The sequence below is a fragment of the Streptomyces sp. NPDC004721 genome (assembly GCF_053601495.1).
In genome coordinates, this window is sequence record NZ_JBSGBZ010000046.1 from 38,216 (window position 1) to 62,536 (window position 24,321).

The window sequence follows — 24,321 nt, forward strand, 5'->3', positions numbered from 1 at the left end:
GGGACGGAACCGCCCGTACGTGTGACGGAGCGAGAGCGTTCCGGAGGCTTGGGCCTGTGACACAAGTGTGACAGGAGGGGATGGAGTGGCCCGCGTACCGGGGTGGGCTTTCCCTGCCGCGGGCCGGCGCCTAGCGTGGCGCTATGGCACCCATTCCCACTCCGCCGGCGGAACCCCAGGACAACCCCGACGCATACGTCGGCCTCGAGGCCGGACAGGCCGAACGGCTCGCGCGTGAGCGGGGCTGGAGCACGGTGCGGTCACTGCCGCCGGGCGCGATCATCACCATGGAGTACCGGTTCGGACGGCTGAACTTCGAGGTCAGGGACGGCCGCGTGGCGCGGGCCTGGAAGGGCTGAACCGCCGCCGGCGCTCCCGGCCCCCGCGGCGGTCCGTCGTCAACGGCCCGTCAGAGGGCGGGCCGCCGAGGCCGTGCCGCGCGGGACGCGGTCGGGGTGCGGCGGTCGGCGGCTGCCGGCCGGGGTGACCGGCGTGCGCTCCGCGCGACTCGTGTGCCGGCCCGGGGCGAGGTGGGCCGGTGTGCGGGACGTGCGTCCGGCGCCGACCGTCTCGTGGGCCGCCGGGGTCTCGTCCGAGACGGAGGCGCGTGGGGTGAACACGACGGGCGCGCCGACGGGTGCGGCGGGCGCGGGCGCGGGCACGGGTGCCGGGCGGCCGCGACGGGCGCGCCAGCGGTCGCGCAGGTCGAACAGGGCGACCTCGGTCCTGGTGATCAGCGGCTCGAACCACGGCAGCGCCAGCAGGATCAGCAGCCCCGCGGCCCAGCCGAGGAGTACGTCGCTCAGCCAGTGCGTCCCCAGGTAGACCGTGGTCAGGCCGACGCCGAGCGCCGTCACCGCGGACAGCGCCGACAGCCAGCGGCGCGCTCGCGGGGTGGACGCCAGATAGGCCAGGATGCCCCAGGTCACCACGGCGTTGGCGGTGTGGCCGCTGGGGAATATATCGCCGCCCAGGCCCATCTCGTTCGAGCCGATGACGGTCGCGTAGTGCGGTCCCAGACGCCCCATGCCGATCTTCGCGGCGCCGACCGTGACGTTGAGCAGCAGCAGCGAGGCGGCGAGGGTCAGCAGCGGGCGCAGCGTGTGCTGCCGCCATGAGCGCCAGCCCAGCCACGCGCAGACCATCACGGCGGTGGGACCGCGCTGGCCGAGCACCACGTAGTAGTCGAGGAACGCGTGGATCTGCGGCCACTGCTGGTACGGCCGGAAGAACATGACCTGCCAGTCGAGCCGGACCAGCCACGAGGTGGTGACCACGGCCCAGACGATCGACAGGTAGAAGGCCAGGGTCGCCGAGAAGAGCACGAACCGGTGGCGGCTCATTCGCGGCATGTCGATGTGCGCCGGCCGTTGCGGCTCACGGTCCAGCCTGGCGAACACCCGGTCCAGGCGGGTGAGGGTTCGTTCGGTACGCACCCAATCGACGTTACAGCGAGTGAGCTGTGTTCCCGGACGAAGCACGTGGTTTGTGATGACGACGTGATGTGGGATTGCTCTCAACGGGGCTTTATAACCACGGAATCCGCAATCACGGCCGAACCCGTCCCACATTTCCTTTGATCATTCCGGCGGGTGCTTATGCGGTGCTTATAAATGCGTTAACCGAACGCTCGGATGAAATTCCGCGTGCCTTCGGCCGGTCGGAGCCGGCCGGTCACGGGGGACCGGAGCCGTTCAGCCAGAACGCCCCGTAGACCGCCGAGGCCACCGCGACGGCGCCCACCACCAGTGCCGACCGGGCCACGCGGGGCCGGGCCAGGGCGATTGCGAGCGGCAGCAGCAGCGGGAAGGCGGGCAGCAGCAGACGCGGCTTGGAGCCGAAGTAGCTCGACGCGCACAGGGCGAGTGCGGTCACGACACCCGAGTACACCAGCAGCGCGAGCGGCTGCCGCTGCCGTACGCCGGTGACGTACAGCCAGACGACCCCGGCGACCCCGAGGATCAGCCCGGCCCCGGCGAGGGCCGAGGGGAAGGACGTGAACTTGCCGGCGACGAAGCGGGCGAAGGCGTACCCGCCGTCGAAGCCGTTGCGCCAGCCGGCCTGGACCTGGAGGTAGCCGAAAGGGCCCTTGCCGGTGCGGTGGCCGACCCACAGGACGTAACCGGCGGCGCCGAGCGGGGCGAGCACCATGCCGAGCAGGCGGCGGGCGGTGGCGTGCCCCGTGACGGCCGGGCCGCGATGCGCGTCCCTTGCGCCGTCCGCCGCCGTCGTGCTCCGGTCTCCCACGAACGAGGCGAGGGCCGCCGCCCACACCGCCGCGACCACCGCGAGACCCACCGGCCGGGTCAGTCCCGCCAGCAGGGCCAGGGTGCCCGCCGTCACCCAGCGGCCGGTGAGCACGGCGTACAGCGCCCAGGCGGCGAGCGCCGTGAACAGCGACTCGCTGTAGGCCATGGACTGCACGATCCCGACCGGCAGCACCGCCCACAGCAGCACGGCCGCGATACCGGCCTCGCGGCCGTACACGTGATCGGCCACCGCGAAGATCCCCCAGGCCGCGGCGAAGGAGGCCAACAGGCTGACCGCGAAGCCCGCGTCGGCGTACGACAGCGGGCTCACCGCTGCGACCAGTCGCTCCAGCCAGGGCAGCAGCGGGAAGAAGGCCAGGTTCGAGTGCACGTCCCCGTTCGGCAGGCGCACCTCGTAGCCGTAGCCGAGCCCGGCCACCCCGGCGTACCAGAGCGAGTCCCAGCGGGCGGTCAGCAGCGTGTACGCGCTCTTGCCGCGCTCGGCACTCCACAGCGCCAGGGCGATCAGGCCCAGAGCGCGCACGGCGGCATACCCGAGGAGTGCCGGGGCGGCCCTGCGCAGGGCCCCGGCACGGGCCACTGCCACGCGCGTCGCAAGATCACTCACGGACTCGATTATCGGCGCTGCCGGGAACCGGAGCGGCCACCGGGGCACGCTCATGGGGCGCTCACCGGGGACTTTTGGGGGACTCACGCGGAAGCGGAGTGGCGTATGCCACACGGGTTGAGCACCTGCTCTGAGAGGTGAGCCACGCCCCATCCGGGCGAATGAGCGTACTCTGACGTGTCACTCGCACGTCGTCGCGCAGGTCGGGGGCCCGCTCCGCTCCGGCCGAGCCCGGGGAGTCCCCACCCTGCGGGCCGCCGAACGCGAGGGCTCATCTGGGAGGTACGTACATGTCCGGGACGACCGCGGCCGCCGACCGGCTGCGCCGTCGGGCGGCGGGTGCCGGTGCCAACCGCTGGGTCGTCCTGGTCGTCCTCTGCGTCAGCCTGCTGCTGGTGGCGGTGGACGCGACCGTGCTGCACGTGGCGGTGCCCGCGGTCACCGAGGATCTCAGGCCCGGCGCCATCGAACTGCTCTGGATCGTCGACACCTATCCCCTCGTCTGCGCCTCGCTGCTGATCCTGTTCGGCACGCTGGGCGACCGGGTGGGCCGCAGACGGATCCTGCTGCTGGGCTACGCCCTCTTCGGCATCGCCTCCGGCGTGGCGGCCTTCGCCCCCAACCCCCAGATGCTGATCTTCGCGCGGGCGCTGCTCGGCGTCGGCGGCGCCATGATCATGCCGGCCACGCTGTCACTTCTGCGGCAGGTGTTCCCGGACCGGCGCGAGCGGGCGCTGGCGATCGGGATCTGGAGCGCGGTCGCCGCGGTGGGCGCGGCGGTCGGGCCGCTGCTCGGCGGCTTCCTGCTCGAGCACTTCTGGTGGGGGTCGGTCTTCCTCGTCAACATCCCGCTGATGCTGGTCAGCCTGCCGGTGGGCCGGCTGCTGCTGCCCGAGTCGACCGGCGGCCGGAACGGGCCCTGGGACGTGGTCGGCGCGTTGCTGGCGGCGGCCGGACTGTTCGGTGTGGTGCTGGGCGTGAAGCGGCTCGGCGGCGGGGAGACGGCGCTGAGCGCGCTCACCGTGGGACCGCTGGTGGTCGGCGCGGCGCTGCTGGTGACGTTCGTACGGCGGCAGCGGCGGCGGACGCAACCGCTGGTGGACCTCAGGATGTTCGCGCGCCCGGCGTTCAGCACGTCGGTGGGCTGCATCGTGCTGGCCATGCTGGCGCTGGTCGGGCTCGAACTGATCGCGGCGCAGTACCTGCAACTGGTGCTCGGGCTGTCGCCGCTCGCCACGGGGCTGCGGCTGCTGCCGCTGACGTTCGCCGCGATGGCGGCCGGGCTGGCCGGGGCGCGGATGCTGCGGCGGTTCGGGCCGCGGCGGATGGTGTGCTTCGGGTTCTGTGTGACCGCCGCCGCGGTGGTGCTGCTCACGGCGATGGGCGGCCGGGACAACCCGGGGCTGCTCCTCGCCGGCTTCGCGCTGCTCGGCTTCGGCCTGGAGACGACGCTGTTCGGGGCGTACGAGTCGATGCTGAGCGAGGCGCCGCCGGCGCAGGCGGGCGGAGCGGCGGCGATAGGGGAGACGTCGTACCAGTTGGGCGCGGGGATGGGTATCGCCCTGCTGGGCACGGTGATGAACGCGGCGTACGCGCCAGGGCTCGCCGATGTGCCGGGGGTGCCGGCGAAGGAGTCCGGAGCGGCGGCGCACTCGCTGGGGGAGGCGTACGAGGTCGCCGAACAGCTCGGCGGGCCGGTCGGGGCCGCCCTGCGGCGGGCGGCCCGGGACGCCTTCGTGCACGGACTGCATGTGACGCTGCTGGTGAGCGCGGGGCTGTTGCTGCTGGGGGCGGTGATGGCGCTGCGGCTGCCGCGGGTGATGCAGTGTGAGGAGCCGGCGGTCGAACTGCCCGCGCAGCGGGAGGCCGAGAGGCCCCGCGTCTCGGCGTGAGCGCTCTCCCTCTCCCGCGGTCGGCGCCGCGGCGGGGGAGGAGCACGCTGGACGTGGGCGGCTCCGCACCGTAACGTCGGGCCGGAGTCGCACAACTAGCGGTGCTAGGTTTCAGTTGCCGTTGCCGGAGGGTGTCCTCATGTCCTCGCAGTCGTCCCCGTCGTCCCCATCGCCCTCGTTCGACCCCGCCGACCCGCTCGGGATCGACGACCTGCTGGACCCGGAGGACCTGGCCGTCCGCGACACCATGCGGCAGTGGGCAGCCGACCGGGTCCTGCCCCATGTCGCCGAGTGGTACGAGAAGGGCGAGCTGCCCGTCATCCAGGAACTGTCCCGCGAGCTCGGCAGCATCGGCGCCCTCGGCATGTCCCTGACCGGATACGGCTGCGCCGGCGCCACCGCCGTCCAGTACGGGCTCGCCTGCCTCGAGCTCGAGGCCGCCGACTCCGGCATCCGGTCCCTGGTCTCGGTGCAGGGCTCACTCGCCATGTACGCCATCCACCGGTTCGGAAGCGAGGAGCAGAAGCAGAGGTGGCTGCCCCCCATGGCCGCCGGCGAGGTGATCGGCTGCTTCGGACTCACCGAGCCCGACCACGGCTCCGACCCCGGCTCCATGCGCACCCACGCCAAGCGCGACGGCACCGACTGGATCCTCAACGGCCGCAAGATGTGGATCACCAACGGCTCCGTGGCCGGCGTCGCCGTCGTCTGGGCGCAGACCGAGGACGGCATCCGCGGCTTCCTCGTGCCGGCCGGCACCCCCGGGTTCTCCGCCCCGGAGATCAAGCACAAGTGGTCCCTGCGGGCGAGCGTCACCAGCGAGCTGGTCCTGGATGACGTACGGCTGCCAGCCGACGCCGTACTGCCGGAGGCCACCGGGCTGCGCGGACCGCTCGGCTGTCTCTCGCACGCCCGCTACGGCATCGTCTGGGGCGCCATGGGCGCGGCCCGCTCCAGCTTCGAGGCCGCCCTCGACTACGCCACGTCGCGCGAGCAGTTCGGCAGGCCCATCGGCGGCTTCCAGCTCACCCAGGCCAAGCTCGCCGACATGGCGGTCGAACTGCACAAGGGGATTCTGCTCGCCCACCATCTGGGGCGGCGCATGGACGCCGGCCGCCTGCGTCCCGAGCAGGTCAGCTTCGGCAAGCTCAACAACGTACGAGAGGCGATCGAGATCTGCCGTACGGCACGGACGATTCTCGGGGCGAACGGGATCTCCCTGGAGTACCCCGTGATGCGGCACGCGACCAACCTCGAGTCGGTGCTCACCTACGAGGGCACCGTCGAGATGCACCAGCTCGTGCTGGGCAAGGCGCTCACCGGGTTCGACGCCTTCCGGTGAGCCCCGAACGGGGCAGGGCCGGTGTACGGCCCTGCCTCAGCTCTGGTTGAAGAACCCGTCCGCGCGGTGCACCGCAGGGTCCCCGTTGACGATCTCGGTGTCGGCGGGGGACAGCAGGAACACCCGGGTGGACACACGGTCGATGGAGCCGCGCAGCCCGAAGACGAGCCCGGCCGCGAAGTCGACCACGCGCTTGGCGTCGGAGGCTTCCATGGCCGTCAGGTTCATGATGACGGGCACGCCCTCCCGGAACAGTTCGCCGATGGCGCGGGCGTCCCGGAAGCTGTCCGGTGTCACCGTGCCGATCCGGCGGCCCTTGTCCTCTGCCGTGTCCGTCGCCACCTTCACCCGGGGATCGGTGACCCAGGCGTCCCCGGACTCGGTCCCCTCCGTGTAGTCGTCGTCGTAGTAGCGCTCGTCATCGTTGTCGTCGACGAGGCCGAGCCACGCACTCGCCTTGCGTACCGATCCCATGGACGCCTCCTCTCACAGCGGTCTTTCCTGCATTCCGCGTCCCTATGGTCATCCATGATGCTGACAACGCGCCAAGTGAACAGGCGGCGCACGGGGGGTTTGTGACGGTACTGGTGCACGACCAATACGTCGAGAGCCCGTATGCCCCAAGGGTTCTGCCCTACACGACTGCTGACGGGGAGTGAAATATGATTGTTCTCAGCATATGGGTGACGGTCGGGGCGTACGGGTGAACGAAGGGGTCGATACGATGCCGCGACTCCACGTCCTGCACACCAAGGGGGATGGTCGTGTTCGGAATCGTCAGGCCCTGCCGTCATCGGCTCGGGGAAAGGCTCGGCGCCGAGTGGATGGCCCACTTGTGCGGGCTGTGTCTGGCCCTGCGCGGTGACCACGGGCAGTTCGCGCGGATCGTGACGAACTACGACGGGCTGCTCGTCTCGGTCCTGACGGAGGCTCAGGCGGAGAAGGTCGGCCGGGCCGGCGGCCTGCGGCGTACCGCCGGGCCGTGCCCGCTGCGCGGGATGCGCACCGCGTCCGTCGCCCTCGGCGAGGGGCCCCGACTGGCGGCGGCCGTCTCCCTGGTGCTGGCCTCGGCCAAGGTGCGCGACCACGTCGCCGACGGCGACGGACTGCTGGCGCGCCGGCCGGTGGCGCTCGCCGCGCGCCGGGTCGCCGACAAGTGGAGCCGGGCGGGCGCCCGTACGGGGGCCGGTGTCGGATTCGACACCGCGGTGCTCCTGGACGCGGTGGACCGGCAGACGGGCGTCGAGGCGCTCGCCGGTCCCGGGACGCCGCTCCTGGCCGTCACCGAGCCGACCGAGACCGCGACCGCCGCGGCCTTCGCGCACACCGCGGTCCTCGCCGGGCGGCCGGGCAACGCCGGCCCGCTCGCCGAGGCCGGGCGCCTGTTCGGACGGCTGGCGCACCTCCTGGACGCCGTGGAGGACCGCGAGTCCGACGCCGCCACCGGCGCCTGGAATCCGCTCACCGCCACCGGAACGCCGCTCGGCGAGGCGCGTCGGCTCGCCGACGACGCGGTGCACGGCATCCGGCTCGCCCTGAGCGAGGTGGAGTTCGGCGACGGACGGCTCGCCCATCGACTGCTCGTGCACGAACTCCGGCGCTCCGTCGACCGCGCCTTCGGTACCGAGTCCTGCGGGCATGCGCCCGAGGGGGCCTTCGGCCCGCCGCAGGGGCCGTACGCCCCGCAGGCTCCGTACGGCCCGAACCATCCGAACCACCCGTACTCCGGGGGCGGTGAGCCGCCGCGGCCCGGCGGGCGCGGGTTCTGGGCCGGGTGTGCGGTGGCCGTCGGGCTGTGCTGCACCTGCAAGGTGTGCTGCGCCGACGAGTTCGAGGGTCCGTGGTCGGGCAAGAAGCGCTCGGGCTGCTGCAGCTGCGACTGCTCGTGCTGCGAAGGGTGCGACTGTTGCGACGGTTGCTGTGATGGCTGCGACTGCTGTGACGGCTGCTCGTGCTGCGACTGCTGACCGTCGCGGCCGGCCGTCCACCCCGTCCACGGGCTCCGGGCCCGGACGGTGGGCGGCAGTGGGGTTTGACCGCCGGGCCGCGTATGGAAGGGCTCATCTCATGATGGACCTATCCGACCAGCGGAAGCAGGGGCGCGCGCACCGTGCCGAGACGGTGCCGGCGCCCCGCGCCCCGCTCACCCGGACCGGCGCCTACGGGCTCGGGAACTATCCGGAGCGTCGAGTTCCGGACATCCCCCGAGCCTGGACGGCCGAGGGCGAAGCGGTCGCGGTCACCGCTGCCGAGGCGGACGAACCGGCCTTCTGCGCACGGCCCTTCGGCCGTCCGGTGCGGCTCGCCGCCGGCGCCGGACAGGAGCGGGACCCACGGGTCGACCTGGGCGAGCGCCCGGCCGGACGGCGCCGCGAGGGCATATGGGGTGCGGGGGCCGCGACGTCGTGACGGCGGTGGGGGGACACGGCCCGGACCGGAGCCGTCTTCCCGCTGCTGACTGGATGTCAATTCATCCTGATCGTGCATAGTTCACTCGAATCGCACATGGCCGCACGGCCGAAAGGCGCCCTTGCGCCGACCGGTCGTTCGGCCGAATACTCCCCCACAGCGCTTGTCAGGGGCACGGCATGTTCGGAATCCGAACAGTCGTCCGCTGACTGCGCCTCACGGGCCCCGACCCCACGCGGGCCCCCGACTTCCTTTGTGGAGGAACGACAAGTGAGGATCAAGCGCACCACTCCCCACGGCGTGACGAGACGGACCCGGCTGATCGCCATCGCCTCCGGCTTCGTGGCCGCAGCCGCGTTCGCGGTCCCCCACGCGAACGCGTCCGACACTCCCACCACCTTCAGCGCGGCCCAACTCACCACCGCGAGCGACTCCGTACTCAAGGCCGACATCCCGGGCACGGCCTGGAGCGTCGACAGCAAGACCAACCGAGTCGTCGTCACCGTCGACAGCACGGTCTCCCAGGCCGACATCGCCCGGATCAAGCGGCAGGCGGGGAACAACTCCGGCGCCCTGACCATCAAGCACACCACCGGGAAGTTCAACAAGCTGATCTCCGGCGGCGACGCCATCTATGCGAGTAGCTGGCGCTGCTCGCTGGGCTTCAACGTCAAGGACAACAGCGGCAACTCCTACTTCCTGACCGCCGGTCACTGCACCAACGGCGCGGGCACCTGGTGGTCGAACTCCTCCCACACCACCACGCTCGGCACCACAGCCGGCTCCTCCTTCCCCGGCAACGACTACGGCATCGTGCGCTATACCAACAGTTCGGTGGCCAAGCCGAGCGCCGTGGGCAGCGTGACCATCACCAGCGCGGCCACGCCGTCCGTCGGTACCACCGTCTACCGGCGCGGTTCGACGACCGGCACCCACAGCGGCCGCGTCACTGCGCTCAACGCGACGGTCAACTACGGCAACGGCGAGATCGTCAACGGCCTCATCCAGACCACCGTCTGCGCCGAGCCCGGTGACTCCGGCGGCTCGCTCTACTCCAACAGTGGCATCGCCTACGGTCTGACCTCCGGCGGCAGCGGCAACTGCACCTCCGGCGGTACGACCTTCTTCCAGCCGGTGACCAAGGCGCTGAGCGCCTATGGGGTCCACGTCGGCTGATGTCCCCCTCTGCCGGGCCGCGGAGTGCGCGGCCCGGCCCGCCCCGCGCTCGACAGCGAAGAGCCCCCGTACGCAACCGGCGTGCGGGGGCTCGCCCTTGGGCGCGGCGCGGGTTACGGTCGAAGGATCGTGAGCCGGCGCGCCCGCGCCGGATTGGGGGGCCGTGATGGTTGAGGAACTGGTGACGGCGGGGGTGGCGCTCGCGTCCGCCGGAGCGGTGGGCCTGGTGGCGGCGGCGCGGGTCGTCAAGCAGTACGAGCGGGGGGTGGTGTTCCGCCTCGGCAGGCTGCGCCCGCAGGTGCGCGGACCCGGGCTCACGCTGATCGTCCCGTTCGTGGACCGGCTTCACAGGGTCAGCCTGCAGATCGTGACCATGCCCGTGCCGGCGCAGGAGGGCATCACCCGGGACAATGTGACGGTGCGTGTGGACGCCGTCGTCTACTTCAAGGTGACCTCGCCGGCCGAGGCGCTGGTCCAGGTGGAGGACTACCGCTTCGCGGTCTCGCAGATGGCGCAGACCTCGCTGAGGTCCATCATCGGCAAGAGCGAACTGGACGATCTGCTGTCCGACCGGGAGAAGCTGAACCAGGGTCTTGAGCTGATGATCGACAGCCCGGCCGTGGAATGGGGCGTCACGATCGACCGGGTGGAGATCAAGGACGTGTCGCTGCCCGAGACGATGAAGCGGTCCATGGCCCGGCAGGCGGAGGCCGACCGTGAGCGCCGGGCCCGGGTCATCAACGCGGACGCGGAACTCCAGGCGTCGAAGAAGCTGGCGGAGGCCGCCCAGCAGATGGCGGACACGCCCGCCGCGCTGCAACTGCGGCTCCTCCAGACCGTGACGGCGGTCGCCGCCGAGAAGAACTCCACCCTGGTCCTGCCCTTCCCGGTCGAGCTGCTGCGGTTCCTGGAGAAGGCCCAGCATCAACTGCCCGTGGCGGCCCCGGCGCCCGCGCCCCGGGTGGATCCCGCCCCCGAGGGGCCGAATTCGAGCCAGGGCTAGACCTCGCGGAATGTGGGCCGGTCGTCCGCACGCGGTGTTTGCGCTGTGAATGTTGCGTGAACGCCTCTGCGGCGACCTCGGGGGGCAGGTCGATACGCAGGGGGCTTACGCCAGTTGACGTACACGCGTCCAGAACTCGACCTTGTGTGCTCCCTGGGGGCATCGGAATAGTGGGCGCCGTTCAACCGCCTTCCGGCTCGTCGGGTCCCCACTACCTGACGGGCCGATCCCCCCACAGGAGGACGTCAGTTGAAGCACCGACGCATACCCGGACGCCGTGCGGCCGTGGCGGGTGCGGGCATCGCCGCCCTGCTCGTCGCGGGAGTCACCTTCCAGAGTGCGAACGCCAGTGAACCCGCGAAGACCCCCGAGCTCCGGACCCTTTCGTCCGCGGCGGCCGGAAAGCTCGCCTCGACGCTCGTGCGGGACCTCGGCGCCAACGCCGCGGGTACGTACTACGACGCCACGACGGAGAGCCTCGTGGTGAACGTGCTCGACGCGAGCACCGCCGAGACCGTCGAGCAGGCGGGCGCCAAGGCCAGAGTCGTACGGAACTCCCTCGCCGAACTGACCGGCGCCCGCACCACGCTGGAGAAGGACGCGACCATCCCCGGCACCTCGTGGGCGACGGACCCCGTGACCAACAAGGTCGTCGTCACCGCCGACAGCACGGTCTCCGGGGCCGAGTGGACCACGCTGAGCCAGGTCGTCGACGGGCTCGGCACCAAGGCCGAACTCAGGCGATCGAAGGGGGAGTTCAAGCCCTTCGTCACGGGCGGTGACGCGATCACCGGCGCCGGCGGCCGCTGCTCGCTGGGCTTCAACGTGGTCAAGGACGGCCAGCCGTACTTCCTCACCGCGGGCCACTGCACGGAGGCGATCTCCACCTGGTCGGCCGGTGGCGCGGTGATCGGCCAGAACGAGCGGTCCAGCTTCCCGGGCGACGACTTCGGTCTGGTCCGGTACACCGCGAACGTGGACCACCCGAGCACGGTGAACCTGTACAACGGCTCGACGCAGGCGATCACCGGGGCGGGCGAGGCGACCGTCGGCGAGAAGGTGACCCGCAGCGGCTCGACGACCCAGGTGCACAGCGGCACGGTCACCGGTCTGAACGCCACCGTGAACTACTCCGAGGGCACGGTCAGCGGCCTGATCCAGACCGATGTGTGCGCCGAGCCCGGTGACAGCGGCGGCTCCCTGTTCGACGGCGACACCGCGATCGGCCTCACCTCCGGTGGCAGCGGCGACTGCACCTCGGGCGGTGTGACCTTCTTCCAGCCGGTCACCGAGGCCCTCTCGGCGACCGGCGCCCAGATCGGCTGATCCCGGCCCCGGCCTCCACACAGCCGGTGAAAGCCCCGCCCTCACGAGGGCGGGGCTTTCGCATGGCCGTCACGTCCCTCGCGCTCCGGGCGCCGGGCGTTTGCGCAGGTGGGACACGCTCGAACGGATGTCGCACAGACGTTCGGAAATTGGTTTATGGTGGGGGTGAGAGAGATGGGAACTGATGTTCGAGGGCGGTCACGGCTCACGAGTGCGGGAGGTGCGGATGCCGGACTTCACGCATCTGCACACCGCCTCCGGGTTCTCCCTGCGCTACGGCGCCTCGCACCCGGAGCGGCTGGCCGAACGCGCCGCGGAACGGGGCATGGACGCGCTCGCGCTCACCGACCGCGACACCCTGGCCGGCTCGGTCCGCTTCGCCAAGGCCTGCGCCGCGGCGGGCGTCCGCCCGCTGTTCGGTGTGGAGCTGGCGGTGGAGACCGCGGAGCCCGTACGGCGGGACCGGCGCCGCACCCCGGTGCGCGGAGGCGCCTTCGTCGACGAGTCGGCTCCCCGCGCCACCTTCCTCGCCCGCGCCGGCGCCCGCGGCTGGGCCGATCTGTGCCGCCTGGTCACCGCCGCCCACTCCGGGCTCACGGCTGCGCGCGAACAGGGGGGACCCCCGTCTCCGGGCACCCCGCTGCTGCCCTGGCCCGGCAACCACGCGGACGGCCTGACCGTTCTGCTCGGGCCCGACTCCGACGTCGGCCGCGCCCTCGCCGCCGGCCGCCCCGACCGGGCCGCCAGACTCCTCGTGCCCTGGCGTGAGACCTACGGCGACGCCCTGCGCCTGGAGGCGGTCTGGCACAGCCGCACGGGCACCGGACCCGGCTCGCTGCGCCTGGCCGCCCGCACCGTCGGCTTCGCCGCCGAGCAGCGGATCCGGCCCGTGCTCAGCAACGCCGTCCGGTACGCCGACCCGGGGCAGGGCCCGGTCGCCGACGTGCTGGACGCCGCCCGCCGGCTCGTCCCCATCGACCCGGCCAAGGAGCTGGACTCCGGCGAGGCCTGGCTGAAGGAGCCGGACGTCATGCTGCGCGCGGCCGAGCGGATCGTGGAGGCCGCCGGCTTCCGCACCGAGGCCGCCCACCGCCTGCTGGAGCAGACCCTGACGACGGCCGCCGAGTGCCTGGTCGACCCCGAGGACGACCTCGGCCTGGGCACCGTCCACTTCCCCGAGCCGCACCTCGTCGGCGCCGGCCGCCGCACCGCCCAGCGCGTACTCGCCTCCCGGTCGGCGGCGGGCATGGTGCTGCGCGGCTACGCCGGCCGCCGGGACTACTGGGAGCGGATGCACCGGGAGCTGGACATCATCGCCCACCACGGCTTCGCCACCTACTTCCTCACCGTCGCCCAAGTCGTCGACGACGTACGGAAGATGGGCATCCGGGTCGCCGCCCGCGGCTCCGGCGCCGGCTCCCTCGTCAACCACCTCCTCGGCATCGCCCACGCCGACCCGGTCGAGCACGGGCTGCTGATGGAGCGCTTCCTGTCCAAGCGGCGCACGGCCCTGCCCGACATCGACATCGACGTGGAGTCCGCACGCCGGCTGGAGGTCTACCGCGAGATCATCGGCCGGTTCGGCACCGAGCGGGTCGCGACCGTCGCCATGCCGGAGACGTACCGCGTACGGCACGCCATCCGCGATGTCGGGGCGGCCCTGTCCATGGACCCCGCCGACATCGACCGCATCGCCAAGTCCTTCCCGCACATCCGCGCCCGCGACGCCCGCGCGGCACTCGACGAACTGCCCGAACTCAGGGCGCTGGCGGGGGAGCGGGACAGGTACGGCAGGCTGTGGGAGCTGGTCGAGGCCCTGGACGCCCTTCCGCGCGGGGTCGCCATGCACCCCTGCGGGGTCCTGCTCTCCGACGCCTCCCTGCCGTCCCGCACACCGATCGTGCCCACCAGCGGCGAGGGCTTCCCCATGTCCCAGTTCGACAAGGACGACGTGGAGGACCTCGGGCTGCTCAAGCTGGACGTGCTGGGCGTGCGGATGCAGTCGGCGATGGCGCACGCGGTCGCGGAGGTGGAGCGGACCACGGGGGAGCGGATCGACCTGGACTCCCTGCCGGACGGCGACCCGGCGACGTACCGGCTCATCCGCTCCGCCGAGACCCTCGGCTGCTTCCAGATCGAGTCCCCGGGCCAGCGCGACCTGGTCGGGCGCCTCCAGCCGGCCACGTTCCACGACCTGGTCGTCGACATCTCCCTGTTCCGGCCCGGTCCGGTCGCCGCCGACATGGTGCGGCCGTTCATCGAGGCCCGGCACGGGCGGGCGCCGGTGCGCTATCCGCACCCCGACCTCCGGGAACCGCTGGAGGAGACGTACGGGGTCGTCGTCTTCCATGAGCAGATCATCCACATCCTGCACCTCATGACCGGCTGCGGACGCGACGAGGCGGACCGGGTGCGGCGCGGGCTGTCCGACCCGGAGTCGCAGGGGCGCATCAAGGTGTGGTTCGCGCAGCACGCGGCGGCGAAGGGGTACGACGCGGAAACGATTCACCGCACCTGGGAGGTCGTCGAGGCGTTCGGCTCCTACGGCTTCTGCAAGGCGCACGCGGTCGCCTTCGCCGTGCCGACGTACCAGTCGGCGTGGCTGAAGGCCCATCACCCGGCCGCCTTCTACGCCGGGCTGCTCACGCACGACCCCGGGATGTACCCGAAGCGGCTGCTGCTGGCGGACGCGCGGCGGCGCGGAGTGCCGATCCTGCCGTTGGACGTGAACAGGTCGGGAGTTGCCCACCGTATCGAACTGGTGTCTGAGTTGAAGTCTGGTTCTTCCGGTATGTGGGGACTTCGGCTGGCCCTCTCCGACGTGTACGGCATCAGCGAGGCCGAGGCGGCGCGGATCGCGGAGGGACAGCCCTACGCCTCGCTGCTCGACTTCTGGGAACGGGCCCGGCCCAGCCGCCCGGTCGCCGCCCGGCTCGCCCAGGTGGGCGCGCTGGACGCGTTCGGCGCCAACCGGCGCGACCTGCAACTGCACCTGACCGAGCTGCACCGCGGCGCCCGCGGCGCGGGCGGCGGCCAACTGCCGCTGGCCGGCGGGAGGGAGACGGCCGCGGCCGGGCTCCCCGGCCTGTCCGACGCCGAACGGCTCAGCGCCGAGCTGGGCGTGCTGTCCATGGACGTCTCACGGAACCTGATGGACGACCACCGGGAGTTCCTCGACGAACTGGGCGTGGTCCCGGCGCGCCGGCTGCGCGAGGCCCGGCATGGCGAGACGGTACTGGTCGCGGGCGCCAAGGCGGCCACCCAGACCCCGCCGGTCCGGTCCGGCAAACGGGTCATCTTCACCACGCTGGACGACGGCACCGGCTTGGTCGACCTCGCCTTCTTCGACGACTCCCACGACGCCTGCGCGCACACCGTCTTCCACTCCTGGCTGCTGCTGGTGCGTGGTGTGGTGCAGCGGCGCGGTCCGCGCAGCCTCAGTGTGGTGGGCGCCGCCGCCTGGAACCTGGCCGAACTCGCCGAACTGCGCGCCGAGGGCGGACTCGGCGAAGTGGCGGCGCGCCTGGCCGAACCGGCACCGGAGGAGCCCGCCGACGGCGCCCCCGCGCACGGCCGGACGATCCGCATGTCCACGGGGTACGAGATGCACCCCTGGGCCGATCTGCGTCCCGCGGGCGAAGGCCCGCCGGGTGGAAGGAAGTTGTGGCACCAGAGTCCAGGGAGTGCGGGATGACGGTTCTCTGCGTACGTTTCCAGCTGCCGCCGATGTACGAGGCTGCCCTGCCGGGGCTGCTCGGGCTCCTCGAGGAGTTCACCCCGGTCGTCGAGGCGCTGCCGCCGGACGGGGCGCTGGCCGATCTGCGGGGCGCCGAACGGTACTTCGGGCGCGACGCGGTCGAGCTGGCGTCGGTGATCCGGGTCCGCGCCCTCGCGCTGCACGGCGTGGACTGCGTGATCGGCGCCGGGCCGGGCCCGATGCTGGCCCGCATGGCCCTGCGCGACGCCCGGCCCGGACTCACGTGCGCGGTGCCCGGCGAACCGGACGCCGTGACGGGGTTCCTGGCCGAGCGGCCCGTCACCGCACTGCCCGGCGTCGGCGCGGCGACGGCCCGCACCCTGGACGAGTACGGCCTCGACACCCTGGGCCGGGTCGCCGCCGCGCCCCTGCAGACCCTCCAGCGCCTGGTCGGCGCCAAGTCCGGCCGCGAACTCCATGAGAAGGCGAACGGCGTCGACCGGAGCCGGGTCGTACCGAACGCCATCTCCAGGTCGCTCGTGGCGGAACGCCCCTTCGACCGGGACGAACTGGACCCCGACCGGCACCGCAGGGCGCTGCTGTCGGCCGCCGGGGAACTGGGCTCCCGGCTGCGCGCCCTGGGCAAGGTCTGCCGCACCTTGACCCTCACCGTGCGCTACTCCGATCGCTCCGGCACCACCCGCAGCCGCACGCTGACCGAACCGACCGCGCACTCGGCCGCGTTGACCGGAGTCGCGTACGCCCTGTACGAGGCCCTGGGGCTCCAGCGCGCCCGGGTCCGCGCGCTCGCCCTGCGCGCCGAGGGCCTCGGGCCCGCCGAACAGGCCTCCCACCAGCTCACCTTCGACCCCGTCGACGAGAAGGTCCGCCGTATCGAGGAGGTCGCGGACCGCGCGCGAGCCCGGTTCGGCCCGCGGGCGGTGATGCCGGGCACGCTGGCCGCGTGACTCCCTTCGACTCGCGGTCAGTTGGCCCACGGCGGAGTGAGCACCGTGCCGTCCGCCAGGCGGGCCTGAAGGCCGAGGGACGTGGTGACCCAGGAGACCGCGGTGCGGTCCGCGGGGTTCTCCACGGCGAGCGTCGTACCGGCGTTGATGATCACCGTGTCGCCCGCGGCGACGCGCTCGGTGCGGTCGTCGAGCGTGATCAGGAGTTCGCCGTCGAGCAGGTGGAGGATCTCCTCGTGGGTGACGGTGTGGGCCGGGGCCCTGGTGCCGGCGGGGATCTCGCCGCGCCAGGCGCACAGCTGCCTGGACCCGGTCTGCGGGGTGGCGTACGAGACGAAGCGGGCGCCGTGGATCTCGTGGGTCACGGCGTCGGACGGGCGGACGACGGGCATGGGTGCCTCCTCGGACTCAATGGTCAAGCTGCTTGACCAAGCGGATGGAAGCCATGGTCAAGGCGCTTGACCATTTCGTCAAGGGTGTTTCAATGCCTCCGTGCAGAACTCCGAAGCCATGGCCCTGTCCGCCGCCCTGCTGGCCGTCGCGGGCGAGCTGACCCAGCGCATTCATGACGGCGTTGTCGCCCGCGGCTTCGAGGGGCTCCGGCCGGCGCACGGCTTCGCGTTCGCGCGGCTGGCCCCGGACGGGGCGACGGTCACCGAGCTGGCCGCCCATCTGGGGGTCACCAAGCAGGCCGCCAGTCAGCTCGTCGACGAGATCGTGCGCAAGGGATACGCGGAGCGCCTGCCGCATCCCGAGGACGCGCGGGCCCGTCTGATCGTGCTGACCGAGCGCGGCCGGGCCTGCACCCGCGCGGCGGAGGAGTCGGCCGCCGACGCCGTGCGGGCGTGGGGTGAGGTGATCGGCGAGGGTGAAGTGCGCGCGCTGTGGGAGCAGTTGGCACGCCTCGCGCCGCAGGGTCCGATCCGGCCCACTTGGTGACGGTTCGTCAGGGGCGTTGCATCACGGCCTTCGGTCGTGGCCGGACGTCGCCCGAAGTTTTTACTGACGCGTAACTTCACAGTTTTACTACTCGTCCGTAACTTGACGAGTGAACAGCATCCCGTGATCCGGATCACAGGGCGTAGTGCCGTCGCACCTCCCTTGAGCCGCAAGGAGATCACTCGATGCTGCCCTTCAAGCGCGCCCTCAGACCACTCGCCGCCCTGCTGCTGGCCGCCGCCCTCGCCACCGCCCCCGCCGCCACCGCTCACGCGGCCAGTGCCCCCAGCAGGGGGTGGAACGACTACGGCTGCAAGCCCTCCGCCGCCCACCCCCGCCCCGTCGTCCTCGTCCACGGCACCTTCGGCAACTCCATCGACAACTGGCTGTCCCTCGCGCCGTACCTGAAGGACCGCGGGTACTGCGTCTTCTCCCTCGACTACGGCCAGTTGCCGGGCGTCCCGCTCTTCTACGGCCTCGGCCCCATCGACAAGTCGGCCGAGCAGTTGTCCGCCTTCGTCGACAAGGTGCTCGCCGCGACCGGCGCCGCCAGGGCCGACCTCGTCGGCCACTCACAGGGCGGGATGATGCCCCGCTACTACCTGAAGTTCCTCGGCGGAGCCGCCAAGGTGAACGCCCTCGTCGGCATCGCGCCCGACAACCACGGCGCCACCCTCAGCGGCCTCACCAACCTCCTGCCCTACTTCCCGGGCGCGAGCGACCTGCTCAAGACCGCCACCCCTGGCCTCGCCGACCAGATCGCCGGGTCCGCCTTCCTCGCCAAGCTCAACGAGGGCGGCGACACCGTGCCCGGCGTGCGCTACACGGTCATCGCCACCAAGTACGACGAGGTGGCCACGCCGTGGCCCAGCCAGTACCTGACCGGCCTCGACGTACGCAACGTCCTGCTGCAGGACCTGTGCGCGGTCGACCTGTCCGAGCACGTGACGATCGGCACGATCGACCGCATCGCCTTCCACGAGGTGGCCAACGCGCTCGACCCGGCCCACGCCACCGCCACCACCTGCGCGTCGGTCTTCAGCTGACGTGGCTCGGGGCCTGCCCGGCCTGAGCCGCCGGACAGGCCCCGCGTTCAACGGGCCGCGTCAGCGGCCTCGCCCGCCGCCGGCCGCGGCGCGCCGGCGGACCGAGGCGAACAGGGCCGCCGAACCGAGCGCCAGGGCGGCCGCGCCGCCGACCGTGAGGTATGGGGTGCGGTCGTCGCCGCCGGTCTCGGCCAGGTTGACCGGGCTGCCGGCGGCCCGCGGCCGGTTCGGCTCGGCCGTGGCCGTGTCCCCGGCCGACCGCACGGCCGGGTCCGACGCCGGATGCGACGCCGGGCTCGCGGCCGGGTCCGCCGACGCGGGCGCCACCGGGTCCTTCGTGGTCCGGGCGTCGTCGTCCCCGTGGCCGTGGTGCTCGACCGACGAATTGCCGGCACCGTCCTCGATCTGCCGCTCGGTGGGCGCGGAGGCGGCCGGCGCCGGGGCGGAGCCGCCGGACGCGCCGCCGCTCCCGCCGCCAAAGGTGACGTCCGAGCAGGAGTAGAAGGCCTCCGGGCTGTCCGAGCGCTGCCACACCGCGTACAGCAGATGCCTGCCCGAGCGTTCGGGCAGCGTGCCGGAGAAGGTGTAGAAGCCGTCCGCGGCGACCGGGTCGGTGGCCGTCGCCACGGGATGCGCCAGATCGAGGTCGTCCCAGGCCGGAGACTTGGCCGGGTCGTAGCCGGGCTTGGTGAGGTAGACCGTGAAGGTGCCCTTGTGCGGGGCGGTCACGCGGTACCTGAAGGTGTACGCGCCGCCGTGCACGCCCGTCGCGGGCCAGTCCGCGCGGGGCAGGTCCAGGCCCTTGAGCTCCTCGTTGCCGGCGCCGCACAGCCTGCCGTCCAGGATCAGCTCCCGGTGCCGGCCGCCCGCGTCGCCGATCCGTATGCCGTTCCAGTCGTACAGCGCCTGGGTGCCGCCGGCCGCGACGGCCGCCTTGCAGGCCGCCGACTTCGGGCTCTCCGGCCCCTCCGCGTAGCACTGGGCCACCCGGCTGACCGGGTCCCCCATGGACCCGTGCGCGGCCGCGGGCGCCGCGGCGAGCGCGGTCAGGGCCAGCGGGGCCAGGCCGAGGACGGCGGAAGCGGCGGCCGTACGGCGTGCGGGCATCGGGGCACTCCTCGGGGCGGTTGTTCTGACACGGCGGGACGGATCCCGTGAGGGGGACGGATCCCGTGAGGGGGACGGATCCCGTGGGGCGGGACGGATCCCGTGGGGGTGATCAGAAGCTAGCCGCAACGCACCGCGAAAACGCCGGTTGGAGGCGGTGCGGGGAGATCCTTATGCTCGCGTTAAGGGAGCGCTGAGGCTGCGCTCAGGTGGGGCGTCGGGCAGGGACCGGACAGGGGGCGCGCAGGGCATGGTGGACGAGGGGATCAGGGCGGCGTCCGCCGCCGACGTACCGGCCGTGAAGGCGGTGACGGACGCGGCCTACCGCCCCTACATCGAGCGCATCGGAGTCGTCCCGGCGCCCATGGAGGCGGACCACGCGGCGGACGTGGCGGCGGGGAAGGTGTTCGTCGTCCGTGAGCCCGAAGGGGGCCCTGTGACCGGGCTCGTCGTGATCGAGGCGCGCGCGGACCATCTCTTCCTCGACAGCATCGCCGTCCACCCCGACGCGCACGGCACGGGGGTGGGACGGCGGCTGCTGGAGTTCGTGGACACGCGCGCGCGTGCGCTGGGCCTGCCCGAGGTCAGGCTCTACACGAACGCGCTGATGTGGGAGAACCAGCGGATCTATCCGCGGTTCGGCTACGAGGTCGTCGAGCGCCGTGTGGACGGGCCCTACGACCGCGTCCACTACCGCAAGCGGCTGGTCTGACGTCTCATCGTCCGGCCGCCGGTCATGTGTCCGGCCACCACGTGCGCGCGATGTCCTTGCGGACCTCGGGGCGCCCGGTGGGACGCTCGTCGGCTTCCTCGCGGACGCGGCGGGTGTCCGTCTTCCTCAGGGGCTTCTGCACTGTCACTCGGCGCATGGCTGCCTCCTTCGAGGCCTACCGGATCCGTCTTCGCACGGAGGTAGGACCTTTCGGGCGAGAGTCGCTTATCGGTGCGGGTCTGTCTGTGGCGGCTGTCACGATTCGGTTGTCAGTGGCGGGTGTCACTCTGGGGTGCATGAGTGCGCATACGACGACCGACGGTGACGGGGCGGTCCGGGGCGGGGTGGACTGGGATGCCCAGGCCGCCGTCTTCGACGAGGAGCCGGATCACGGGCTGCGCGACCCGGGGGTGCGCGCCGCCTGGGCCGAACGGCTGCGCGGCTGGCTGCCCGGACACCCCGCCGAGATCCTCGACCTCGGCTGCGGCACCGGCAGCCTGTCGCTTCTCGCTGCCGAGCAGGGGCACCGGGTGACCGGCGTCGACCTGTCCCCGGCGATGGCGGAGCGGGCCCGGGCGAAGCTCGCCGGCCACGACGCGGTGTTCCTGGCCGGTGACGCGGCGAACCCGCCGGTGGGCGGGCAGCGCTTCGACGCCGTCCTGGTCCGGCATGTCCTGTGGACACTGCCCGACCCCGCCCGCGCGCTGCGGCACTGGCAGGGGCTGCTGCGGCCGGACGGCCGGCTCGTCCTGATCGAGGGTGTCTGGGGCACGCTCACCCCCGTCGGCATACCCCCGGACCGGCTGACCATGCTTCTGCGGCCACTCGCCTCCCACATCCACCTGGAGCCACTGGCGGCGGACGCGCGGCTGTGGGGCCGGGAGGTGGACGACGAGCGGTACGCGGTGGTGGCCTCGAACTGAGCTCGCGCGAGCCGGTGCGGGAATCAGGACAGCAGCGCTTCGAAGCCGCCCTCGCGGGCCAGTCCCTCCAGTTCGTCGAGGGCGGCCAGGGCGGCGGCCGCCGCCCCGGGGTCGGTGTGCGCCAGGCCGCTCGCCGCGAACTCGTCCTCGTCCAGGCGCCGTACGTCCGTGCCGTCGGCGGAGCGCCACAGGTCCAGGTCGAGGTCCTCGACGACGAGGTCCGTGCCGGAGCGGGTGGCGGGGCGGGTGACGTCGCAGTACCAGCCCTTCAGCGCGCCTCCGGCGCCGTGGACCTCCTTCACCGAGTACCAGCGGTCCCGCCAGTAGTGCTCGGTGAGGACGTCGCCCGGTTCGAAGCGTACGAAGCCGAAGTCGCGGACCCCTTCGCCCGCCCACGCGGCCCGGACAGTGAGGCGCGTGCCGTCGTCGGACACGAGCAAGCCCCGGTACCGGATCTTGGTGCGGCCGCCCTTGACGAGGACGACGTCCACCTCCGCCGGCGCCGGCGGCCGGCCGCCGGCCTCAGCCGAGTTCGCGGACATGGCGCACCTCCGTCCCGCAGACCGCGTACCCGAACCACTCGTTGATCGCGATCATCGGCGCGTTGCCGGTGTCATTGCCCGTGAACGCCTCCGTGTACCCGGCGGCCCGGGCGCGGTGCAGCGAGTCGTTCTTGGCGAGCTTGGCCAGACCCCGGCCGCGGAAGGCGCGGGCGGTGCCCGTCATGGCGGTGGAGTACCGGGTACCGCCGTCCGTGCGGGCCGCGGTGAAGGCCGCGGGACGGCCGTCGACCACCGCCACCGAGGTCAGCTCGGGGTTGAACAGCGGGTGCCGCCAGGTCTCGGCCAGCCAGGCCGCGTAATTGGTGAACTCGTAGTCCACGTCGCCGGGTTCGTCCGCCGCGGTCTCCGCGTCCAGCTCGAACAGGGGGCGCGGGTCGTCGGCGTAGTCCGAGCCCCGGCGCAGCTCCACGCCCGGGGGCGGGTCCTGGAGCGGTGGGAGCGTGCCGTTCGCCAGGTCCAGGCGGAGGAAGTGCGCGCTCCGGCTCGCGCGGTAGCCGTGCCGCTCGGCGAAGGCGCGGTTGCCCGGCTCGTCCAGGACCCAGGAGTACAGCCTGGTCCCCCCGTGCGCGGCCAGATGTTCCTCGGCGGCCCGTACGAGGAGGCTGCCAGCGCCGCGGCGGGTGTGCTCGGGATGCACGTACACGTTGATGTTGCCCTGGCCGGGTTCGGTGCTCTCGTGGGACAGGTGCACCTGCGCGGTGCCGATCACCTCGCCGTCCGCCACGGCGACCAGCGGCCGGTAGTGGGCGTCGGGGTGCAGGTGGGTGAGGTCGTGGACGAGCGAGTCGGGCGTGAAGAGTATGAACGGCAGCGCGAGGTGCCGGACGCGGGCGAAGCCCTCGAGGTCGGCCCGCGCGTCGGGACGGAGGTCACGGATGATCACGGTCATGGAGGGGCACGCTACGGCGGAGACCGGGCGGAGTGCCTCCCATTTTCCGCTGGGCCGTACGCGTGCGGGTGCGGGACAATCACCCCGTGACCTTGAAGATCCACATCGAGGACGGCGCACCTCCCTACGAGCAGGTGCGGGCGCAGATCTCCGAGCAGGCGCGGTCGGGGGCGCTGCCGGTCGGGTACCGGCTGCCCACGGTGCGCGGGCTGGCCGAGTCGCTCGGGCTCGCGGCGAACACGGTCGCCAAGGCCTACCGGGCACTGGAGGCGGACGGCGTGATCGAGACGCGCGGGCGCAACGGCACGTTCGTCGCCGCCGCGGACTCGGCGGCGGCGCGGGAGGCCGCGGCCGCCGCCCAGGCGTACGCCGAACGGGTGCGACGGCTCGGTCTCACCGAGGACGACGCGCTCGCCGCCGTGCGGGACGCCCTGCGGGCGGCCTACGAGGGGCGCTAGTGCTGCGACCGGAATGGTTCACCGGCTCGCGACGCCCGGCACGGCACTCCCCCAGCCTTCGGCCGGGGGTACCCCCACGCCGCGTTGTCGCACCACCCGAGTACATCCAGTACGCGGGCGATGCTCCGCCTTGCGATGTACCGCACCGGACGCCGCGAGCTTCCCGGCAAACCTTTCCGGTCACAGCACTAGTAGTGTGTCGCTGCTTAGCTGTGGGTTGTTTGGTCGGGATGCTGGTGTGTGGCAGATTCCCCTTCCGTTCTGCCGGACAGGGCTGGTGCGATGGGTTCGCAGAAGAAGAGGCCGGTGGTGCTGACCGCGGCTGATCGTGAAGAGTTGGTTCGGCTGACCACGACGGGGGTCCATCCGGCCTCGGTGATCAGGCGGGCGCGGGTGCTGCTCGCGCTCGACACCTCTGCAGGCGAGATCGGCTCGCAGGAGGTGATCGCGGCTCGGCTCGGCGTCTCCGGTGAGACATTGCGGCTGGTTGCCAAGCGTTTCGCTGAGACGGGTGGCGATGTGCAGGCTACGGTCACGCGGAAGAAGCGTGACCTGCCGCCGGTGCCCTCGCCGGTGACCGGTGAGGTCGAAGCCCGGCTGATCGCGATGGCGTGCTCACCGCCACCCCCGGGTTATGCGCGGTGGTCGCTTCGGCTGCTGGAGAAGCACGTTGCGCTGGTCGAGGACATCCCTGATCTGGACCATTCCACCATCGGGCGGGTCTTAAAAAAACGGAACTGCGCCCTCACTTGAGGAAGTGCTGGACCATCCCGCCACGAGCGAACGCGGAGTTCGCGGCCCGGATGGAAGATGTGCTGGCCGTCTATGCCCGGCCCTATGACCCGGCGCGTCCGGTGGTGTGCATGGACGAGAAGCCCTACCAGCTCCTCGACCATGCTCGCGGCCCGCTCCCGGCCCGGCCTGGTCACGACGCCTGCCAGGACAGCGAGTACATCCGCTGCGGCACCTGCTCCATCTTCGTATGGGTCGAACC

Annotated in this window: 24 protein-coding genes and 1 pseudogene; 17 read left to right on the forward strand and 8 right to left on the reverse strand. The window is 72.2% G+C overall.

Annotated features, from left to right (window positions below; all coding sequences use genetic code 11):
* Positions 1 to 143: 143 nt before the first annotated feature.
* Positions 144 to 359 carry an I78 family peptidase inhibitor gene (locus tag ACWEK3_RS31655; protein ID WP_141362342.1) on the forward strand — a complete coding sequence of 72 codons (216 nt, stop codon included), beginning with the start codon at positions 144 to 146 and terminating at the stop codon, positions 357 to 359.
* Positions 360 to 398: 39 nt separating this feature from the next.
* Here the strand turns inward: ACWEK3_RS31655 and ACWEK3_RS31660 are convergent, their stop codons facing one another.
* On the reverse strand, positions 399 to 1,436 hold the full coding sequence (locus tag ACWEK3_RS31660; protein ID WP_361416616.1) for a phosphatase PAP2 family protein: 1,038 nt from the start codon (positions 1,434 to 1,436) through the stop codon (positions 399 to 401).
* A 238-nt stretch (positions 1,437 to 1,674) separates the two neighbouring features.
* A complete protein-coding gene (locus tag ACWEK3_RS31665) occupies positions 1,675 to 2,877 on the reverse strand; it encodes a hypothetical protein (RefSeq protein WP_450542271.1) in 1,203 nt (400 codons plus the stop codon).
* Positions 2,878 to 3,167: 290 nt separating this feature from the next.
* Here ACWEK3_RS31665 and ACWEK3_RS31670 point away from each other — a divergent pair, with 290 nt between their 5' ends.
* Complete coding sequence (locus ACWEK3_RS31670) at positions 3,168 to 4,769, forward strand: MFS transporter (protein WP_450542269.1); 1,602 nt, start codon at positions 3,168 to 3,170, stop codon at positions 4,767 to 4,769.
* A gap of 139 nt (positions 4,770 to 4,908) precedes the next feature.
* Entirely contained in the window at positions 4,909 to 6,111 is a 1,203-nt protein-coding gene (locus ACWEK3_RS31675) for an acyl-CoA dehydrogenase family protein (RefSeq protein ID WP_453251161.1), read from the forward strand.
* A 36-nt stretch (positions 6,112 to 6,147) separates the two neighbouring features.
* On the opposite strand, the gene ACWEK3_RS31680 is transcribed toward ACWEK3_RS31675, so the two are convergent.
* Positions 6,148 to 6,585: a cell division protein SepF gene (locus ACWEK3_RS31680; protein WP_225076049.1), complete on the reverse strand. Its 438-nt coding sequence runs from the start codon at positions 6,583 to 6,585 to the stop codon at positions 6,148 to 6,150.
* A gap of 290 nt (positions 6,586 to 6,875) precedes the next feature.
* Here ACWEK3_RS31680 and ACWEK3_RS31685 point away from each other — a divergent pair, with 290 nt between their 5' ends.
* From ACWEK3_RS31685 to ACWEK3_RS31715, 7 genes are all read left to right on the forward strand, one after another.
* Positions 6,876 to 8,078, forward strand: coding sequence for a DUF5685 family protein (locus ACWEK3_RS31685; RefSeq protein ID WP_453251162.1), 1,203 nt, complete (start codon positions 6,876 to 6,878; stop codon positions 8,076 to 8,078).
* A gap of 100 nt (positions 8,079 to 8,178) precedes the next feature.
* Positions 8,179 to 8,520: a hypothetical protein gene (locus tag ACWEK3_RS31690; protein ID WP_453251163.1), complete on the forward strand. Its 342-nt coding sequence runs from the start codon at positions 8,179 to 8,181 to the stop codon at positions 8,518 to 8,520.
* 270 nt (positions 8,521 to 8,790) lie between these two features.
* Entirely contained in the window at positions 8,791 to 9,696 is a 906-nt protein-coding gene (locus tag ACWEK3_RS31695; protein ID WP_453251164.1) for a S1 family peptidase, read from the forward strand.
* 166 nt (positions 9,697 to 9,862) lie between these two features.
* Positions 9,863 to 10,699: a slipin family protein gene (locus ACWEK3_RS31700; RefSeq protein WP_450542260.1), complete on the forward strand. Its 837-nt coding sequence runs from the start codon at positions 9,863 to 9,865 to the stop codon at positions 10,697 to 10,699.
* 249 nt (positions 10,700 to 10,948) lie between these two features.
* Positions 10,949 to 12,025, forward strand: coding sequence for a S1 family peptidase (locus ACWEK3_RS31705; RefSeq protein ID WP_453251165.1), 1,077 nt, complete (start codon positions 10,949 to 10,951; stop codon positions 12,023 to 12,025).
* Between the two features lie 226 nt (positions 12,026 to 12,251).
* Positions 12,252 to 15,719: a DNA polymerase III subunit alpha gene (locus ACWEK3_RS31710; protein WP_453251166.1), complete on the forward strand. Its 3,468-nt coding sequence runs from the start codon at positions 12,252 to 12,254 to the stop codon at positions 15,717 to 15,719.
* Positions 15,716 to 16,690 (forward strand): DNA polymerase Y family protein, encoded by a 975-nt coding sequence (locus ACWEK3_RS31715; protein WP_450542254.1) that lies wholly within the window; start codon positions 15,716 to 15,718, stop codon positions 16,688 to 16,690. Before ACWEK3_RS31710 ends, ACWEK3_RS31715 begins: the two co-directional genes overlap by 4 nt.
* Positions 16,691 to 16,707: 17 nt before the next feature.
* Here ACWEK3_RS31715 and ACWEK3_RS31720 read toward each other — a convergent pair whose 3' ends face one another.
* Positions 16,708 to 17,082 carry a cupin domain-containing protein gene (locus ACWEK3_RS31720; RefSeq protein ID WP_450542252.1) on the reverse strand — a complete coding sequence of 125 codons (375 nt, stop codon included), beginning with the start codon at positions 17,080 to 17,082 and terminating at the stop codon, positions 16,708 to 16,710.
* A 100-nt stretch (positions 17,083 to 17,182) separates the two neighbouring features.
* Between ACWEK3_RS31720 and ACWEK3_RS31725 the strand changes: the two genes are divergently transcribed.
* Positions 17,183 to 17,629 (forward strand): MarR family winged helix-turn-helix transcriptional regulator, encoded by a 447-nt coding sequence (locus ACWEK3_RS31725; RefSeq protein WP_450542250.1) that lies wholly within the window; start codon positions 17,183 to 17,185, stop codon positions 17,627 to 17,629.
* 185 nt (positions 17,630 to 17,814) lie between these two features.
* Positions 17,815 to 18,675 (forward strand): esterase/lipase family protein, encoded by an 861-nt coding sequence (locus ACWEK3_RS31730; RefSeq protein WP_450542248.1) that lies wholly within the window; start codon positions 17,815 to 17,817, stop codon positions 18,673 to 18,675.
* 60 nt (positions 18,676 to 18,735) lie between these two features.
* Here ACWEK3_RS31730 and ACWEK3_RS31735 read toward each other — a convergent pair whose 3' ends face one another.
* Positions 18,736 to 19,782, reverse strand: a complete 1,047-nt coding sequence (locus ACWEK3_RS31735; RefSeq protein WP_453251167.1) for a lytic polysaccharide monooxygenase auxiliary activity family 9 protein — start codon at positions 19,780 to 19,782, stop codon at positions 18,736 to 18,738.
* Between the two features lie 250 nt (positions 19,783 to 20,032).
* Here ACWEK3_RS31735 and ACWEK3_RS31740 point away from each other — a divergent pair, with 250 nt between their 5' ends.
* Positions 20,033 to 20,494, forward strand: a complete 462-nt coding sequence (locus ACWEK3_RS31740; protein WP_390726612.1) for a GNAT family N-acetyltransferase — start codon at positions 20,033 to 20,035, stop codon at positions 20,492 to 20,494.
* 22 nt (positions 20,495 to 20,516) lie between these two features.
* On the opposite strand, the gene ACWEK3_RS31745 is transcribed toward ACWEK3_RS31740, so the two are convergent.
* A complete protein-coding gene (locus ACWEK3_RS31745) occupies positions 20,517 to 20,651 on the reverse strand; it encodes a hypothetical protein (RefSeq protein ID WP_453251168.1) in 135 nt (44 codons plus the stop codon).
* A gap of 139 nt (positions 20,652 to 20,790) precedes the next feature.
* Between ACWEK3_RS31745 and ACWEK3_RS31750 the strand changes: the two genes are divergently transcribed.
* Positions 20,791 to 21,417: a class I SAM-dependent methyltransferase gene (locus ACWEK3_RS31750; RefSeq protein WP_453251169.1), complete on the forward strand. Its 627-nt coding sequence runs from the start codon at positions 20,791 to 20,793 to the stop codon at positions 21,415 to 21,417.
* 23 nt (positions 21,418 to 21,440) lie between these two features.
* Here ACWEK3_RS31750 and ACWEK3_RS31755 read toward each other — a convergent pair whose 3' ends face one another.
* A complete protein-coding gene (locus ACWEK3_RS31755; RefSeq protein WP_453251170.1) occupies positions 21,441 to 21,959 on the reverse strand; it encodes a DUF402 domain-containing protein in 519 nt (172 codons plus the stop codon).
* Positions 21,940 to 22,869, reverse strand: coding sequence for an N-acetyltransferase family protein (locus tag ACWEK3_RS31760; RefSeq protein ID WP_450542240.1), 930 nt, complete (start codon positions 22,867 to 22,869; stop codon positions 21,940 to 21,942). The genes ACWEK3_RS31755 and ACWEK3_RS31760 overlap by 20 nt, the downstream gene beginning before the upstream one ends.
* An 86-nt stretch (positions 22,870 to 22,955) precedes the next feature.
* Between ACWEK3_RS31760 and ACWEK3_RS31765 the strand changes: the two genes are divergently transcribed.
* From ACWEK3_RS31765 to ACWEK3_RS31775, 3 genes and pseudogenes are all read left to right on the forward strand, one after another.
* Positions 22,956 to 23,327, forward strand: coding sequence for a GntR family transcriptional regulator (locus ACWEK3_RS31765; protein ID WP_361416556.1), 372 nt, complete (start codon positions 22,956 to 22,958; stop codon positions 23,325 to 23,327).
* A 306-nt stretch (positions 23,328 to 23,633) separates the two neighbouring features.
* On the forward strand, positions 23,634 to 24,080 hold the full coding sequence (locus ACWEK3_RS31770; protein ID WP_388861368.1) for a helix-turn-helix domain-containing protein: 447 nt from the start codon (positions 23,634 to 23,636) through the stop codon (positions 24,078 to 24,080).
* 50 nt (positions 24,081 to 24,130) lie between these two features.
* Positions 24,131 to 24,321 (forward strand): annotated as a pseudogene (locus ACWEK3_RS31775) (hypothetical protein); the annotation flags it as partial.

What these genes read in the sequence shown, in the direction of transcription:
- ACWEK3_RS31655 (WP_141362342.1), top strand. Translation starts at nt 144, where the DNA reads ATGGCACCCATTCCCACTCCGCCGGCGGAACCCCAGGACAACCCCGAC.
- ACWEK3_RS31670 (WP_450542269.1), top strand. Translation starts at nt 3,168, where the DNA reads ATGTCCGGGACGACCGCGGCCGCCGACCGGCTGCGCCGTCGGGCGGCG.
- ACWEK3_RS31675 (WP_453251161.1), top strand. Translation starts at nt 4,909, where the DNA reads ATGTCCTCGCAGTCGTCCCCGTCGTCCCCATCGCCCTCGTTCGACCCC.
- ACWEK3_RS31680 (WP_225076049.1), bottom strand. Translation starts at nt 6,585, where the DNA reads ATGGGATCGGTACGCAAGGCGAGTGCGTGGCTCGGCCTCGTCGACGAC.
- ACWEK3_RS31690 (WP_453251163.1), top strand. Translation starts at nt 8,179, where the DNA reads ATGATGGACCTATCCGACCAGCGGAAGCAGGGGCGCGCGCACCGTGCC.
- ACWEK3_RS31700 (WP_450542260.1), top strand. Translation starts at nt 9,863, where the DNA reads ATGGTTGAGGAACTGGTGACGGCGGGGGTGGCGCTCGCGTCCGCCGGA.
- ACWEK3_RS31710 (WP_453251166.1), top strand. Translation starts at nt 12,252, where the DNA reads ATGCCGGACTTCACGCATCTGCACACCGCCTCCGGGTTCTCCCTGCGC.
- ACWEK3_RS31715 (WP_450542254.1), top strand. Translation starts at nt 15,716, where the DNA reads ATGACGGTTCTCTGCGTACGTTTCCAGCTGCCGCCGATGTACGAGGCT.
- ACWEK3_RS31720 (WP_450542252.1), bottom strand. Translation starts at nt 17,082, where the DNA reads ATGCCCGTCGTCCGCCCGTCCGACGCCGTGACCCACGAGATCCACGGC.
- ACWEK3_RS31730 (WP_450542248.1), top strand. Translation starts at nt 17,815, where the DNA reads ATGCTGCCCTTCAAGCGCGCCCTCAGACCACTCGCCGCCCTGCTGCTG.
- ACWEK3_RS31735 (WP_453251167.1), bottom strand. Translation starts at nt 19,782, where the DNA reads ATGCCCGCACGCCGTACGGCCGCCGCTTCCGCCGTCCTCGGCCTGGCC.
- ACWEK3_RS31740 (WP_390726612.1), top strand. Translation starts at nt 20,033, where the DNA reads ATGGTGGACGAGGGGATCAGGGCGGCGTCCGCCGCCGACGTACCGGCC.
- ACWEK3_RS31745 (WP_453251168.1), bottom strand. Translation starts at nt 20,651, where the DNA reads ATGCGCCGAGTGACAGTGCAGAAGCCCCTGAGGAAGACGGACACCCGC.
- ACWEK3_RS31750 (WP_453251169.1), top strand. Translation starts at nt 20,791, where the DNA reads ATGAGTGCGCATACGACGACCGACGGTGACGGGGCGGTCCGGGGCGGG.
- ACWEK3_RS31755 (WP_453251170.1), bottom strand. Translation starts at nt 21,959, where the DNA reads ATGTCCGCGAACTCGGCTGAGGCCGGCGGCCGGCCGCCGGCGCCGGCG.
- ACWEK3_RS31760 (WP_450542240.1), bottom strand. Translation starts at nt 22,869, where the DNA reads ATGACCGTGATCATCCGTGACCTCCGTCCCGACGCGCGGGCCGACCTC.